15 protein-coding genes are annotated in these 14,605 nt (G+C 69.9%); 1 reads left to right on the top strand and 14 read right to left on the bottom strand.

From position 1 onward, the window contains the following. Positions 1 to 48 precede the first annotated feature (48 nt). From radC to NBY65_RS02030, 7 genes are all read right to left on the bottom strand, one after another. Positions 49 to 861, bottom strand: coding sequence for a RadC family protein (radC, locus tag NBY65_RS02060; RefSeq protein WP_150039113.1), 813 nt, complete (start codon positions 859 to 861; stop codon positions 49 to 51). 108 nt (positions 862 to 969) lie between these two features. Then, positions 970 to 1,377, bottom strand: coding sequence for an acyl-CoA thioesterase (locus NBY65_RS02055; RefSeq protein ID WP_150039112.1), 408 nt, complete (start codon positions 1,375 to 1,377; stop codon positions 970 to 972). 26 nt (positions 1,378 to 1,403) lie between these two features. Beyond that, positions 1,404 to 2,207, bottom strand: coding sequence for a type I methionyl aminopeptidase (map, locus tag NBY65_RS02050; protein WP_150039111.1), 804 nt, complete (start codon positions 2,205 to 2,207; stop codon positions 1,404 to 1,406). A 185-nt stretch (positions 2,208 to 2,392) separates the two neighbouring features. Continuing rightward, positions 2,393 to 3,271, bottom strand: coding sequence for a DUF697 domain-containing protein (locus NBY65_RS02045; RefSeq protein WP_150039110.1), 879 nt, complete (start codon positions 3,269 to 3,271; stop codon positions 2,393 to 2,395). Then, on the bottom strand, positions 3,268 to 4,644 hold the full coding sequence (locus NBY65_RS02040; RefSeq protein WP_250265617.1) for a YcjX family protein: 1,377 nt from the start codon (positions 4,642 to 4,644) through the stop codon (positions 3,268 to 3,270). Before NBY65_RS02040 ends, NBY65_RS02045 begins: the two co-directional genes overlap by 4 nt. A gap of 1 nt (position 4,645) precedes the next feature. Further along, a complete protein-coding gene (gloA, locus tag NBY65_RS02035) occupies positions 4,646 to 5,044 on the bottom strand; it encodes a lactoylglutathione lyase (protein WP_150039108.1) in 399 nt (132 codons plus the stop codon). Continuing rightward, positions 5,037 to 5,891, bottom strand: coding sequence for an LpxI family protein (locus NBY65_RS02030; protein WP_150039107.1), 855 nt, complete (start codon positions 5,889 to 5,891; stop codon positions 5,037 to 5,039). Before NBY65_RS02030 ends, gloA begins: the two co-directional genes overlap by 8 nt. Before the next feature lie 212 nt (positions 5,892 to 6,103). Between NBY65_RS02030 and NBY65_RS02025 the strand changes: the two genes are divergently transcribed. After that, a complete protein-coding gene (locus tag NBY65_RS02025; protein WP_150039106.1) occupies positions 6,104 to 6,358 on the top strand; it encodes a hypothetical protein in 255 nt (84 codons plus the stop codon). Between the two features lie 99 nt (positions 6,359 to 6,457). On the opposite strand, the gene lpxA is transcribed toward NBY65_RS02025, so the two are convergent. The 7 genes from lpxA to NBY65_RS01990 all read right to left on the bottom strand — a co-directional run bounded on the left by lpxA (position 6,458) and on the right by NBY65_RS01990 (position 14,591). Continuing rightward, positions 6,458 to 7,267: an acyl-ACP--UDP-N-acetylglucosamine O-acyltransferase gene (gene lpxA / locus NBY65_RS02020; RefSeq protein ID WP_150039105.1), complete on the bottom strand. Its 810-nt coding sequence runs from the start codon at positions 7,265 to 7,267 to the stop codon at positions 6,458 to 6,460. Between the two features lie 2 nt (positions 7,268 to 7,269). Beyond that, on the bottom strand, positions 7,270 to 7,779 hold the full coding sequence (gene fabZ, locus NBY65_RS02015) for a 3-hydroxyacyl-ACP dehydratase FabZ (RefSeq protein ID WP_150039104.1): 510 nt from the start codon (positions 7,777 to 7,779) through the stop codon (positions 7,270 to 7,272). Positions 7,780 to 7,803: 24 nt separating this feature from the next. Next, a complete protein-coding gene (lpxD, locus tag NBY65_RS02010) occupies positions 7,804 to 8,880 on the bottom strand; it encodes a UDP-3-O-(3-hydroxymyristoyl)glucosamine N-acyltransferase (RefSeq protein WP_150039103.1) in 1,077 nt (358 codons plus the stop codon). A 3-nt stretch (positions 8,881 to 8,883) separates the two neighbouring features. Continuing rightward, positions 8,884 to 9,708 (bottom strand): OmpH family outer membrane protein, encoded by an 825-nt coding sequence (locus NBY65_RS02005; protein WP_150039102.1) that lies wholly within the window; start codon positions 9,706 to 9,708, stop codon positions 8,884 to 8,886. A 6-nt stretch (positions 9,709 to 9,714) separates the two neighbouring features. After that, complete coding sequence (gene bamA, locus NBY65_RS02000) at positions 9,715 to 12,081, bottom strand: outer membrane protein assembly factor BamA (protein WP_239002654.1); 2,367 nt, start codon at positions 12,079 to 12,081, stop codon at positions 9,715 to 9,717. A 218-nt stretch (positions 12,082 to 12,299) separates the two neighbouring features. Next, entirely contained in the window at positions 12,300 to 13,412 is a 1,113-nt protein-coding gene (rseP, locus tag NBY65_RS01995; RefSeq protein ID WP_239002653.1) for an RIP metalloprotease RseP, read from the bottom strand. A 12-nt stretch (positions 13,413 to 13,424) separates the two neighbouring features. Then, positions 13,425 to 14,591 carry a 1-deoxy-D-xylulose-5-phosphate reductoisomerase gene (locus NBY65_RS01990; protein WP_150039100.1) on the bottom strand — a complete coding sequence of 389 codons (1,167 nt, stop codon included), beginning with the start codon at positions 14,589 to 14,591 and terminating at the stop codon, positions 13,425 to 13,427. Positions 14,592 to 14,605: the final 14 nt, after the last annotated feature.

The following is a 14,605-nucleotide window of genomic DNA, read 5'->3' as shown; positions in this document are numbered from 1 at the left end:
GGCCATTCCCGTCCCCCGGACTGACGGGAAATTTTCCGGCCCCCGGGATCAGCCGCGTGGCGGCGCCAGCAGGCCCTCATGGCGCAGGCTCAACCAGCGGCCGTTGCCGACAATGACGTGGTCGTGCAGGACGATCCCGAGCGCCTGCGCCGCCTGCCGCACTTCCTGCGTCATGGCGATGTCGTCGCCCGAGGGGGTGGGATCGCCACTCGGGTGGTTGTGGACCAGGATCAGCGCGGTGGCCTGCAATTCCAGCGCGCGCCTGACCACCTCGCGCGGATAGACCGGGGTGTGATTCACCGTGCCGCGCGCCTGGGCCTCGTCGGCGAGCAGCCGGTTGCGGGTGTCGAGGAACAGCACGCGGACCTGTTCCACCCGCTCGCGCGCCAGCACCGCGTTCAGATAGGCCATCAGCCGGTCCCAGTTGTTGAGCAGCGGGCGGTCCATGACTTCCGCCTGCTCCAGCCGCAGCGCCGCGGCCTGCACCACCTTCAGCGCCGCGGCGCTGGCGGGTCCGACATCGTCGACGGATTGCAGATCGGCGACCGGGGCGGCGATCACGTTGGCGAAACTGCCGAAGCGGGCGATCAACGCCCTGGCGAGGCCGCGCTTGTCCTGGCGGGGCTCGGCGAGGAACAGCACCATTTCCAGTAATTCGTAGTCGGCCAGCGCGGCGGGGCCGGCGGTCAGCAGACGCTCGCGCATGCGCTGGCGGTGCAGCTCGCGCTGCTTGCGCAGCCGCGTGGCTTCTGCCTCGTCCGTTGCCACGGGCGAGGCACCGGGGGCTGACCGCGCCGCCGGGACCGGTCCGAACGGGTCCAGCAACTGCAACTGTGAACAGGGCGGCTCTTTGTTGCCCATACGGCGCAGCTTGCCACGATGCGGCAGGGCCGGCTGTCGGTGTGATATCAAATTAACGTGATATCTGTCCGGGGCAGGGCGGGGCGCCGGCGCGGGGCCGGGTGTCGTTCAGAATTCCGGCACCAGCCAGTGTTCGAGGGCTGTCCGCCATTCCGGGGTGATCGGCACGGCCCGGCGCTTGTGGGTATCGATGATCGCCAGGATCGAGCTGGCCCGGGAGACCAGGGTGTCGCCCTGGTGCAGGCGCTGGTGCACCTGGATGCTTTTCTGGCCGATCCGGTGGATCGCGGTCTCGATGCGGATTTCGCCCGGCCAGTTCATCTCGCGCAGGAAATCGAGTTCGAGCCGGGCGATCACCACCCCATGGCCGGAGTTTGCGTCGAGCAGGCCGGCCGCCTGCATCAGTTCGGCGCGGCCGGCCTCGCACATGACGCTGTAGACGGCATTGTTGACATGGCCGAGCTGGTCGGTGTCGCAGAAGCGCAGCTTCTGCGTGGTCACGAACACCTCTCCCATGCCGGCCGCCTCCGTCCCGACCGGGGTCAGATCTCGTAGGGCGGCTTGTGCAGGCCGGCCGGCGAGTAGGTGAACACCTCGACGCCGTCTTCGGTGACGCCGATCATGTGCTCGAACTGGGCGGACAGGCTGCGGTCGCGGGTCACTGCGGTCCAGCCGTCGTCCAGCACCTTCACTTCCGGGCGGCCGGCGTTGACCATCGGCTCGATGGTGAAGAACATGCCCGGCTTGAGCACCGGGCCTTCGCCCGGCCGGCCGTAATGCAGCACGTTCGGCGGTTCATGGAACTTGCGGCCGATGCCGTGCCCGCAGAAATCGCGCACCACCGAGAAGCGGTGGCCTTCGACAAAGGTCTGGATGGCGTGGCCGATGTCGCCGAGCGTGACGCCGGGCCTGACGATGCGCACGCCGCGCATCAGGGCTTCATAGGTGACGTCGATCAGGTTGCGCGCCCGTGTCGAGGCCTGCCCTGCCACGTACATGCGGCTGGTGTCGCCAAACCAGCCATCCAGCGTCACCGTGACATCGATATTGAGGATGTCCCCGTCCTCCAGCCGCCGTTCGCCGGGAATGCCGTGGCAGACGACGTGGTTGATCGAGGTGCAGATCGATTTCGGATAGCCGCGATAATTGAGCGGCGAGGGCACTGCCCCGTGCGCGAGGATGAATTCGTGACACAACCGGTCGAGTTCGCCGGTCGAGATGCCGGGCTGGACGTGCGGGGTGATCATGTCGAGTGTTTCCGCCGCCAGCCGCCCGGCCGCACGCATGCCGGCAAAATCCTCGGGCTGATAAATCGTGATGCGCCGTGCGTCGGCTCCGCCGTCCATCGCTTTCGTCTCCGCCCGCCATGTGTCGGGCAGTGCCCACTCACGGCAGCTCAAAACCCAATTATGATCCTCCAAAATGCGCAACCGGCTCCCGCGGTGCAAGTGCCACGCAGCGCGAACGGGATCCAAGGGCCTTGTGGCCCTTGGCGGGTCAAGGGCGGAGCCCTTGCCTTACTTGACTTCCTTTACTTCGCCGGCAGTGGGCTGCAGGCCGCCCCGGCGGCGCGTGCCAGCACCACCATGCGGCGTGCCGCCACCCCGGCCCCGGCGACGTCGCCGGCGAGATGTTGCAGCAGCGGGTTGGACAGGGCCGCCCGTGCCGCTGCGTCGATGGCCATGTCGGTTGCCGCCACCCCGGCCGCGGAGAGGGCCGTGCGCCGCAGCAACGACATGGTGCCGACCAGGCCCGGCCGCAGCCCGTGCAGTTCGGCGATCTGGCGGATCAGCCGGGTGCCGCGCCAGGCCACCAGCACGGCATCCAGGGCCGGCGAGGGCACCGCCGCGGTGGCCGCGAACACCTGCACCGCCGCCGCCCGGCCCAGTGCGTCGGCGCGTGACTGCAACCCTGCCATGACCTTCGTGCGTAGCGTCGTCAGCACCGCGTCCGGGTCGTTGATGCGCTCGATCGTGGGCAGCATGGCGGCGCCGTCGGGCAGTTCGCGCAGCCAGTCGCGGGCAGCCGTGGTCACCCGCAGCGCATCGCCCGAGGCGAGGTCGGCGCGGATGCGGTCCACCTCGCGCAGCGCGAACAGCGCGCGCAGTTCCCGCCAGATGCCGGTGCCGATCAGGCCGAAGCCGGTGCCGGCGACGGCGAGCGTGCCCCAGCCGAGCACGGCGGAGCGGGCGAACTGGTCGGCGATGAGCCCGGCGGTGCCGAGCAGGGTGAAGCCGCCCAGCAGCACCGTGCTGCCGGCCAGCAGCAGGGAGCCGTTGCCGAAGCGTCCGCGCGGTTCCTGCGCCACCGGGGCGAGCACGGGGATGGGGTCGGGCTCGGGTGCCGGCTCCAGCCGGGCCACGGGCGCGTCTTCCAGCTCGAAACGGGGGGGGATGCGGGGCGGGATCACAGCAGATCGTCCAGCAGGAAGTTCAGCAAGGCGTCCAGATTGAGATGCGGCACGCCGCCGCGTCCGGCAAGTGGCAGGCGCATCGGCTCGAAATCCGGCAGGGCCAGGAAAGGGTGCTCCCAGAACCCGGGCCCGGGCGGACGATCCGGCACCTCGCCCGGATAGGACCGTCCGGCCCGCGCCGCGCCGGCGACGCGGCCGCGCACCGCCGAGACGGGATGGCCGTCGAGCGCCCAGACCAGGTCCTCGGTGCAGCGCACCGAGGCGATGGCGAAGGCGCCGACCCGTCCGCCCGGGTGGTCCGCGCCCCGCGTCAGCGGCGCGCGCGTCAGGCTGGCGGCCAGGGCGGCGAGATTGCCGCGCTGGCGTTCGGCGACATGGTCGGATTTGGTGGCGGCGAAGGCGACGCGGCCGATGCCGAAGCCCAGCAAGTGGGTCAGCCAATCCGGCAGCGATCCGCCCCGCTGCAGGGCGCGGGCGACCGCGTCCAGCGCGGCGGCGGCGTCGGCAAAAGCCGCCGGCCCGGCGTGCAGGGCCGAGAGCAGGTCGGCGAGCACCACCAGGCGGTCCACCCGGCCGAAGGAGGGGGTCACCAGTTCCCGGCGCATCGCCTCGCGATAGGCGTCGTAGCGGAACTGCAGCAGGTCGCCCAGCGCGCCGGGGGACGACCAGGGGAAGAAGGCCATCCAGGACGGCTCGGGGCCGGGGGAGGGCATCAGGAAGCGCCCTGGCTGCAGCATCGACAGCCCGTCAGCGCGCAGCCGGTTCAGCAGGTCCCGGTAGAGCCGGTGGCCCTGCCGCACGATCTGCTCCTCGGGCGGCGGCGTGTCCGGCAGGCTGCGCAGGAAGGCCAGGAAGGCATGCGCCTGCGGCTGCGATTCCAGACGGTCCAGCACCTCGCCCGACCAGCTGCGGAAATCGCGGCCGAGCAGCGGCAGGTCGAGCAGCCACTCGCCGGGATAGTCGAGCACTTCCAGGCGCAGCCGCTGCGGCGGCATGGCGGCGAACAGGCGGGGCTGGCCGATGTCGATGTCGAGCGCGAGCAGGCTGACCGAACTGGTGCGGTCGGGCCAGGACGGCGGGTCGGCGGCCAGGGCGGCCAGATGCCCCGGCACGTTGAAGCGGGGCAGCGGCGCGGCATCATCCCCCCTCGCGAGCGCGGGATCGGCCGGGGAGACACTGACCTGCAGGGAACGTCCCCCGAGCCGGGTGGTGAGCCGGGGCAAGGTCGGCGCCCCGGCGCCGGCCGCCAGCAGGTTGGCCGCCAGCGAGGTCAGCAGGGCGGTCTTGCCGGAGCGCGCAAGCCCGGTCACGCCGATGCGCACCGTGCGGCGCACCGGCAGCAGGCCACGCGCGGTCGAAAGCCAGGTCACGTCAGGCGCGTTGGATCAGCTCGATCTTGTATCCGTCCGGATCTTCCACGAAGGCGATCATGGTCGTGCCGAACTTCACCGGACCGGGCTCGCGGGTGATCTTCGCGCCGGCCGCCCGCAGCTTGGCGCAGGTGGCGACGACATCCGGTACGCCGATGGCGAGATGACCAAAGGCGTTACCCAACTCATACTTGTCTGTACCGTAATTGTAGGTCAGCTCGATGGCCGCAGCTCCGGTTTCTTCCGGAGCGAAACCGACGAAGACCAGAGTATACTTACCCTCGGGGACGTCCCGGCGGCGCAGTTCCGTCATTCCGAGCAACTCGGTGTAGAACTTCACGCTGCGTTCCAGGTCCCCGACACGGATCATCGTGTGCAGGAGGCTGTGCTTTTCACCCATCGGTGTACTCTCCTTCGTTCGGGTCGAAGCCGAGCAGGAACACGCCAGCTTCATTGGCGGCGGCCACGGTCGCGGCGCGTTCAGCCAGAATTGTGCCCCCGGCTTCGAAGGCGACCCCGCGCAGACCGGCTTCCGCCGCGGCGTGCATCGTGCGCGGGCCGATGGTGGGCAGGTCGGCGCGACGTTCCTGCCCGGGCTTCACCAGCTTGACCAGCACGCCGCCCGGCCCGGGACGGCGCAGCCCGCCCGCGCGGGCGAGCATGGAATCGGTTCCCTCGATCGCCTCGACCGCGAGCACGATGCCCTGCTGCACCACGCAGCCCTGGCCGACATCGACCGCGCCGAGCGCGCGGGCGACGGCGATGCCACGGCGGATGTCGGCCATCGCCGCGGCATCCGGGACGGCGCGGGAGAGCAGGCCCTTGGGCCCGACCGCCTCCGTCAGGATCTCGTGCGCGCCGACGACGCGGAAGCCTTCCTCGCCGAGCACGCGCACCACCGCGGCGAGCAACCCGTCATCGCCGGCGAAGGCGGCGCGGCCGATGCGGGCGAGCAGGCGGGTGCCCTCGGCATCGGGGCGCAGGTCGAGCAGGGAGGGGCGGCGCACCGGCCCGACCAGCACCAGGTCGCGACAGCCATTGGCGCGCAACCGTTCAAGGATGCGGCCGGCCGCGCCCATGCGGGCGGTTTCGTGCGGCCAGGGCGCGACCACCGCCGGGTCGGCGAAGCCTTCGAGCGCCACGATGAACACCGGACGACCGGCGGCCCGCGCGGCAGCGGCGACACGGCCGGGCAGCGGACCACCGCCAGCCAGAATACCGAGCGCGGGAGGGACAGTGTCGTTCATCTGCGCCTCAATGGTTGTACAAGTCGTGACAAATATCGCGCCGAAATAAAAATGCCAGAATGGAACCAAAAAACTCAGGGGAAACAAGCATTTTCTGGTTGCGTGGCGGCGGATGCTTGCGGCATACCAGGGCACCGTCGATCACGAATTCGCGATTGACCGCTTTGTGTGGGAGCGTCCATCCCGCCGGGGCACCTTCCAAGGAGAAGGCAATGACGGAAGACGACCTGGCCCTGTTCGACAACACGGCCGAACTCGACGATCTTGCCGAAGAGTGTATCCCAACCGGGAGCGGCATTCTGCGCTGCCTGCAGATGCTGGCCGAGGAAGCGGCTTCGCTGGAGCTGCCCCGGACCCTCGACGCCTTGCGCCAGGCGATCGTCGCCTGCACGACCGAAGCCCCCGAGGATGACCGTTTCGCCGCCTTCGCGGCACTGGTCCGCCCCGCCGACTCCCGCCTGCACTGACAGCGGCCGGCGCCGCGGCGCCGCAGCACGCGATCGGGGCGCGAGGGAAGGTGCGCTTCCACCCCCACCCCCTCCCGCACGGGGAGGGGGCGGCCGGGGTCATGCGTCATCCGTGTCCTCGATGGCGGCACGGATCAGGCCGCGGCGGCTGGGGGCGTCGATGAAGGCGAGGATCTCGCCCACCAACGGGTCCTCGGCCCAGGTCCGGCGTGCCTCGGCCACGCGGTCGGCGAATACGCCCTCGCCGCGGAACAGCAGACGGAAGGCGTTGCGCACGGTGTGGATCTGCGCGCGCTCGATGCCGCGGCGACGCAGGCCGATCACGTTCAGCCCGGCCAGCCTGGCGCGGTTGCCGATCACGCTGCCGAAGGGAATGACGTCGGCCTCGACGCCCGACACGCCGCCCACCATGGCGGCACGGCCGATGCGCACGAACTGGTGGATCGCCGCGGCCCCGCCGATCACGGCGCCATCGCCGATCTCGACATGCCCGCCCATCACCACGTTGTTGGCGATCACCACGCCATCGCCGATCGCGCAGTCATGGGCCACGTGCACCACCGCCATCAGCAGGCAGCCGGCGCCGACGCGGGTGATGCCCGTCCCGGTCACCGTGCCGCGATGGATGGTGACGTGCTCGCGCACGACGGTGCGGGCGCCGACCACCGTCTCGGTCGGCTCGCCGGCGTATTTCAGGTCCTGCGGCGGCAGCCCGACGGTGGCGAACGGGTAGAAGGTGGCGCCGGCGCCGATGCGGGTGCGGCCTTCCACCACCACGTGGCTGATCAGCCGGACGCCGTCTTCCAGCACCGCCTCGGGGCCGACGGTGCAGAACGGGCCGATCTGCACGCCGCTGCCGAGGGTGGCGCCGGGGGCCACCACCGAAGATGGATGGATCGAGGTGTCCACGCCTAGCTGCCCGCCGCCTTGGACATGATCATCGCGGCATAGGTGGCTTCCGCCACCGAAACGCCGTCGACGCGGGCGACGGCATTGAACTTCCACACATTGCCGCGATTGCGGTCCTTGGTGACGTGGATGCGCAACTGGTCGCCCGGCTGCACCGGGCGGCGGAACTTCGCGCTTTCCACCGACATGAAGTAGACCACCTTGCCGGCGGCTTCCTCGCCGAGCGTCTCGACCACCAGCACGGCCGCGGTCTGCGCCATGCTCTCGATGATCAGCACGCCGGGCATCACCGGGTGTCCGGGGAAATGGCCCTGGAAGAAGTTCTCGTTGACCGTGACGTTCTTGATGCCAACCGCGGAGTGGTTGCGCACCACTTCGACCACGCGGTCAATCAGCAGGAACGGATACCGATGCGGAATCGCGTGCATGATGCGCGCGATATCCACTGTCCCGATGACGTCGGGGGCGCCGGCTTCCGCCGCGCCCGCGTCCTTTGGTGCCGTGCCGTCCATCCCAGATCAGTCCGCAGCCCTGTTTTACGCCGGCGGCTTGCCGGCTGCCTCATCAATGGCCGAAGCGGCCCGGGCCGGCCGCTGGCCGGCGAGCCGCTTCAGCATCGCCACCTGGCGGAAGAACTCCCGGAGCGGCATCGCGGGGCTGCCCACCACGTCCGCCCCGGCGGGCACGTCCGCCATCACGCCACTCTGAGCGCCGATGCGGGCCCGCTTCCCGATGCGCAGATGACCGGTCAGGCCACCCTGGCCACCGACCTGCACGAAATCCTCGAGAATCGTCGAGCCCGATATGCCAGCCTGCGCCACGATCACGCAGCAGCGCCCGAGGCGAACGTTGTGCCCGATCTGGACCAGGTTGTCGAGGCGCGAGCCCGCGCCGATCACCGTGTCCTGGGCCGAGCCGCGGTCGATGGTGCTGTTCGCGCCCACCTCGACATCGTCTTCCAGCACGACACGCCCGAGTTGCGGCACCGTGACGAAGCCGGTGGGCGAGGGAGCGAAGCCGAAGCCTTCCTGGCCGATGCGCGCACCTGGATAGATATAGACCCGGGCGCCGACCAGGGCGTGGCTGACGCTGGCCTGCGCGCCGACCCGGCAATCCGCGCCGAGCACCACGCCCTCGCCGATCACGGCATGCGCGCCGATGCGGCAGCGCGGGCCGATTTCGGCTCCGGCGCCGATGACCGCGAGCGGGCCGATCTCGGCCGTCGCGTCAACCTTCGCCGCGGGATCGATCACCGCGCTCGGATGCGCGCCAGGCAGCAGGGGCGGCAGCGGATGGAACATCGCCGCCACCCGCGCCCAGCCGAGATAGGGCTCCGGGGTGACGATCGCGACCGAGCCGGCCGGCACCCGGCCGGCCATGTCGGGATGCACGATCACCGCCCCGGCCTGGGTGGCCTCCAGCGCGGCGGCGTATTTGCGGTTGTCGAGGAAGCTGACCTGATCGGGGCCCGCGCTCTGCAACGGCGCGACCCCGTGCAGGAGCAGGGCGCGCGGCGGTGCCTCGCCCCCCGCCGCCGCCACGACATCGGCCAGCGGATGCGGGCCGGTGCGCAGGAAGAACCGCGTATCGCCTGCGACCGGCGCGACCGACACGGCCTACTTCTTCTGTTGCGCCGCGGGAGCGGCGGGCGTGCCGTTGGCCGATTTCTGCATCGTCGCCGGCGAGACGCCATCCGGCGGAATCACCACCGAGGGCAGCACCTTGTTGAGCTGCTCGGTCACCGCGTCGGTGACGTCGAACTCGTTGACGTTCAGCGCCACCTGCTGGCGGTGCAGCACCAGGTTCATGCCGCGGCTTTCCGCCACGCGCTGGATCACGCCCACCAGCGTGCGCTCGATCTGCGCCAGCCCGTACTGGGCCGCCTGCTGGATGATGGCGCCGCGCTCGCGGAAATCACGCTGCGCCTTGGTGATGCGGTCCTGCAGCTCGCGCTCGCGGCCGCGGATCTGCTCGGCCGAGAGCTTACCGCGCTCGTTGGCCAGCGCCTGCTGCATGTCGCGCCAGGCGGTCTGTTCCTTCTGCGCGTCTTCATTCAGCTTCTCGCGCCGCTCGCCGATCACCTTCTCGACCTGCTGGGCGGCGGTGGAGGCCCGCATCACCTCCGGCACGCCGAGCACGCCGATCACGGCCGCGGGCGGAGAGGCGCCGCGGGGCAAGGCGGGGATGTCGGGCGGCGGCGGCAGCGCCACCTGGACGGGAGGCTGGTCGGGCTCAGGTGGGACCGCCTGCGGCGCCACCTGCACGGGGCGCTGCGCCTGTGACGGGCGCGCCGGGGCCGGCGCGGGACGGGCAGGGGCGGGCGCCGGCTGGGCCTGGCGCGGCTGGTTGGGGATGAAATAGTCCGGATTCTGCTGCGCGCCGGCGGGGATGGCGAGCACCACCCCGGTGATGAGCGCGGCGGTCGGGAGCAGACGTATCATGAGCACTCAGAACCTTGTGCCAAAGCCGAAACGGAAGAACTGGGTCTGGTCGTAGGCCTTCTTCACCACGGCCTGGGCGAGGTCGATGTTGATCAGGCCGAACGGCGTCTTCCACGAGACGCCGACACCGGCGCCGACACGCGGAGCGGCATCGTCGGTATAGGGCTGCTGCACCCCGTTCACGGTGACCGGGTTGACCTGGCTGAGCGCGCCGATATCGACGAAGACCCGGCCCGACAGGCCGAGATCGGCGGAAACCGGCAGCGGGAAGCGGAACTCGGTCGATTGCGTCCAGATGAACCGCCCGCCGAGGCTGTCGGCGCCGCTGTACTGCGGGGTCGGGATGGCGTGCGGGCCGGCGCCGCCGGTCTGGAAGCCGCGCAGGTTGTCACCGCCGAGGAAGAACCGGTCGATGATCTTTTCATTGTTGCCGAGCGTGAACAGGTAGCCGATGCCGCCCGAGATGGCGATGTTCCAGTCGTTGCTGCCGAAATACCGTTCCAGCGGGACGAAATAGGTGCCGTCGAGCTTGGTGCGCAGGTAGTGCGCATCGCCGCCGATGCCGGCGAAGTCGGCACCGACCCGCATGACCCAGCCCTGGCGCGGGTCGATGCGGCTGTCGCGGTAGTCCAGCGTGAGGGTCTGGCCGATCTGCGAGAGCAGCGACGTGCCTTTTTCCTCCTGCACGTAAAGGCTGGCGGAGGACTGCACGTCGTAGACATTACGATTGACGAGCGAATAGGCCCATGCCTGGCGCAGATGCTCGCTGAACTCGTAGCCGAGCCGCACCGAGAAACCGAGGCGCCGCTCGCTGTATTCGGCGGTCGTCTGGTTGTCGTTGGTGACGCGGAACACGTCGATGCCGGCGACCAGGTTGCGGTCGAGGAAATACGGATCGGTGACCGAGAGGTCGATCTGGCTGCTTTTCTGGGCGATCAGGGCATTGATGCCGGTGTCGATGCCGGTGCCGACCAGGTTGCGCTCGCGGATGCCGAAATTGGCCAGCGCGCCGGAATCGGTCGAGTAGCCACCGCCGATGGTCAACTCGCCGGTGGCGCGTTCCTCGATCTGGGCATTGATGTTGGCCCGGTCCGGTGCCGAGCCGGGCACCGGCGTCAGCGTGACGGAATTGAAGTAGTTCAGGTCCTGCAGGCGCTGGCGGGAGCGTCGCAGCAGGGCCGCGTTGAAGGCGTCACCCTCGGCGAGACGGAATTCCCGCCGGATCACCTTGTCCATGGTGCGGGTGTTGCCGGTGATGTCGATGCGCTCGACATAGACGCGTGGCCCTTCGGTCACGTCGAACACCAGCTCGATCGTATGCTTCTCGCGGTCGCGCGAGACCCGCGGCTTGACGTCGACGAAAGGCTGGCCCCGGCTCTGCACCGCGTCGGTCAGGGCCTGGGTGGTGCGCTCGACCGAATCACCATCGTACCAGTCGCCGCTGTCCATATCGAGCACGGACAGCAGGGACTCACTGGAGATGTTGCGCAGCGAGGAATTCACCGAGACCTTGCTGACCCGGTAGCGCTCGCCCTCGGACACCGTATAGGTCAGGAAGAATGCCGATTTGTCGGGGGCGAGCTCGGCGGCGGCGCCGGTGACCTCGAAATCGGCATAGCCGTTCTTGAGGTAGAAGCGGCGCAGCAATTCCTTGTCGTAGGCGACGCGGTCGGGGTCATAGGTGTCGGAACTGGAGAGGAACCGCCACCATGCGCTTTCCCGGCTGCCCACCACTTCCTTCAGCCGGTTCTCGCTGAACGCCTTGTTGCCGACGAAGGCGATGCGGCTGATCAGGGTGGTGTCGCCCTCGGTGATCTCGAACACCACGTCGACCCGGTTCTGCCCCAGATCGACGATCTTCGGCTCCACGCGGGCGGCGAAGCGGCCGCGGCGGGCGTAGAGATCGAGGATGCGCTGCCGGTCGGCCTGGGCGAGGGCGGCGGTGTACACCGCGCGCGGGCGCAATTGCAGCTCGCTGCGCAGCGCGTCGTCCTTGAGCTTGTGGTTGCCCTCGAAGGCGATGCGGTTGACGATCGGGTTTTCCTTGACCCGCACCACCAGCCCGCTGCCGTCCCGGCTGATGCTGACATCGGCGAACAGGCCGGTCGCGTACAGCGTCTTGAGGCTGCGGTCGATCCGGTCGGCGTCATAGGGATCGCCGGGCTGAACCAGCATGTAGGAGCGAATCGTGCCTTCCTCGATTCGCTGGTTGCCCTCTACCCGGATCGTCGTGATCGTGTCGCCGGCCACCGTGCGTTGCACCGGGGCCGCGGGAGGACGAGTGGCGGCACGCCGTGGCTGGGCGGATGCCAGATCCGGGACGATGAGCGACGAGGCGCTCACGAACGCCAGCAACGCAGCGCGAGTACGCAACGGCAACCAACTCCCCACTGCAGGGTGGCGACAACAGAAGACTCGACCGGACGGTCAAGCGGGCCGGACAATAGCCGCGCCGTGAGGCGTGCGCTACCCCGCCCGGGAAGGCCGGGGGCGAGGCTCCCGCATGCCGATGGTTGGTTGGGGAGGGCGCGGCTGACGATAATACCGCGCGAAGGCGCAGGGGGCGCGGGGCACCCCCTGCGCGCCGGGCGTCAGCCCAGCACGCCGGCGACCCAGCGGAACAGGCCGATATGGGTCAGATCGTTCCAGGTCGCGAACACGAACAGGCCGAGGATCAGGGCCAGCCCGGCCCGGAAGCCATATTCCTGCGCGCGCGGGGGCAGCGGGCGGCCGCGCACGGCCTCGGCCAGGTAGAACAGCAGATGGCCGCCATCCAGGACCGGGATCGGGAACAGGTTGATCAGGCCGAGGTTCACCGACAGCACGGCGATGAAGGACACCAGCGAGGCGAGGCCGAGCTGGGCAACCTGCCCGGAAAGCTGGGCGATCCGCAGCGGCCCGCCGAGATCCTCGGTGCCGCGGTTCTGGCTGATCATCTGCCAGACCCCGGCCAGCGTCTGCGCGGTGACATCCCAGGTCTGGACGATGCCGGCGGGGACCGCTTCCAGGAGCGAGAGCTGCTCGTATTCGACCGCGTTGGCGCGGATGCCAAGCACGCCGACCTGGCGCCCGCCGGCTTCCCGGGTGTCGGGGGTCAGCAGCACGTCGTGCGAGGCGCCGCCGCTGGCGACGTCCAGCCGTAGCTGGCGACCCGGGCTTGCCGCCACGATCTGCTGGATCTGCTCGAAGCGGGTGATCGCCGCGCCGTCGATCGCCTCGATGCGGTCGCCGACCTGCAGCCCGGCGCGGGCAGCGGCCGAGCCGGCGACGACCTCGCCCACCACCGGCACGTTGACCGGCCGCCCGGTCGCCGCGAACAGGAAGGCGAACAGCACGGCGGCCAGCAGGAAATTGGCCGCGGGGCCGGCCGCCACCACCAGCGCGCGGGCGCCGACCGTCTTTTCATGGAAGGTGCGGCCGGGCTGCCACAGGGCGCGTTCTTCCGCCGACACGTCTTCCGGACGTTCCTGCCCGTGCAGCTTCACGAAGCCGCCGAGGGGAATCCAGGCGACCTTCCACAGCGTGCCGCGGCGGTCGGTCCAGGAGGCGATGGCACGGCCGAAGCCGATCGAGAAGGTCTCGACATGCACGCCCACCCAGCGCGCGGCGAGGTAGTGCCCGAGTTCGTGGATGAACACCAACACGCCCAGGACGATGACAAACGCGACGGGCGTGCGCAGGAAATCGGGCAGGAAGTCGAACATGGGTCCTCGCCGTCAGGCGGCCGAGCGCGCCTGGGTTTCGCAGATCCGGCGGGCGACGCGGCGCGCCCGACCATCGAGTTCGACCACTTCGTCCAGCGAATCCGCCGGCTGCGGGCCGATCTCGTCGAGCACGCGCGCCACCGTGCCGGCAATGTCGAGGAAACCGATCCGGCGCGCCAGGAAGGCTTCCACCGCGATCTCGTTCGCGGCAGAGAGAATGGTGGGGGCACCGCCCCCCGCCTGCAAGGCATCGCGTGCCAAAGTCAGGGCGGGGAAGCGGGTGAGGTCGGGTTCCTCGAAGTCCAGCCGGCCGCGCAGCGCCAGGTCGAGGCGGGTGGCCCCGGTGGCGATCCGTTCCGGCCAGGCCAGGGTATGGCCGATCGGCACGCGCATGTCCGGGCTGCCGAGCTGCGCCAGCACGCTGCCGTCACTGTAATAGACCAGGCCGTGGACCACCGATTGCGGGTGGATCAGCACGCCGATCCGCTCGGAGGGCAGCGAGAACAGCCGCGCCGCCTCGATCACCTCCAGCCCCTTGTTCATCATCGTGGCGCTGTCGATGCTGATCTTGGCGCCCATCGACCAGACCGGATGCTTCAGCGCGGCCTCCGGGCCGGCGTTGCGCATCTGCTCGAGCGTCGCGGTGCGGAACGGCCCGCCCGAGGCGGTCAGCACGATCTTCTCGATGGCACCGCGATTGCCGTCCGCCATCGACTGGAAGATGGCGTTGTGCTCGGAATCGACCGGCAGCAGCGTGGCACCGTGGTCGCGCACGGCCCGCAGCATGACCTCGCCCGCGCAGACCAGCGCTTCCTTGTTGGCCAGGGCCACCGACTTGCCGCGGCGGATGGCGGCCAGCGTCGAGGGCAGGCCGGCCGCCCCGGTGATGGCGCACATCGTGTACTCGGCATCCATCGCGGCGGCCTCGACCACTGCCTCCGGGCCACTGGCGACATCGATGCCGGTGCCGGCGAGCGCCTCGGCCAGGGTGGCATGCGCCGCCGGGTCGGCGATCACGGCACGGCTGGCCCGCAGCGCGCGGGCCTGCTCGGCAAGCAGGGCGGCATTGCGCCCGCCCACGAGGGCGATCACGCGGAAGCGGTCGGGGGCGGCGGCGAGCAGGTCGATGGTCTGGGTGCCGATGCTGCCGGTGCTGCCCAGCACGGTGATTGTTTTCACGATTGCGCCCTTCG

Origin of the sequence: Rhodovastum atsumiense, from assembly GCF_937425535.1 — a bacterium.
GTDB lineage: Bacteria > Pseudomonadota > Alphaproteobacteria > Acetobacterales > Acetobacteraceae > Rhodovastum > Rhodovastum atsumiense.
This window is presented reverse-complemented; position numbering and strand designations above follow the sequence as displayed.

Coding starts and splice junctions, on each gene's coding strand:
- radC (WP_150039113.1), bottom strand. CDS start 861: ATGGGCAACAAAGAGCCGCCCTGTTCACAGTTGCAGTTGCTGGACCCG.
- gloA (WP_150039108.1), bottom strand. CDS start 5,044: ATGGGTGAAAAGCACAGCCTCCTGCACACGATGATCCGTGTCGGGGAC.
- fabZ (WP_150039104.1), bottom strand. CDS start 7,779: ATGGACGGCACGGCACCAAAGGACGCGGGCGCGGCGGAAGCCGGCGCC.
- NBY65_RS02005 (WP_150039102.1), bottom strand. CDS start 9,708: ATGATACGTCTGCTCCCGACCGCCGCGCTCATCACCGGGGTGGTGCTC.
- rseP (WP_239002653.1), bottom strand. CDS start 13,412: ATGTTCGACTTCCTGCCCGATTTCCTGCGCACGCCCGTCGCGTTTGTC.
- NBY65_RS02030 (WP_150039107.1), bottom strand. CDS start 5,891: ATGAACGACACTGTCCCTCCCGCGCTCGGTATTCTGGCTGGCGGTGGT.
- NBY65_RS02025 (WP_150039106.1), top strand. CDS start 6,104: ATGACGGAAGACGACCTGGCCCTGTTCGACAACACGGCCGAACTCGAC.
- map (WP_150039111.1), bottom strand. CDS start 2,207: ATGGACGGCGGAGCCGACGCACGGCGCATCACGATTTATCAGCCCGAG.
- NBY65_RS02055 (WP_150039112.1), bottom strand. CDS start 1,377: ATGGGAGAGGTGTTCGTGACCACGCAGAAGCTGCGCTTCTGCGACACC.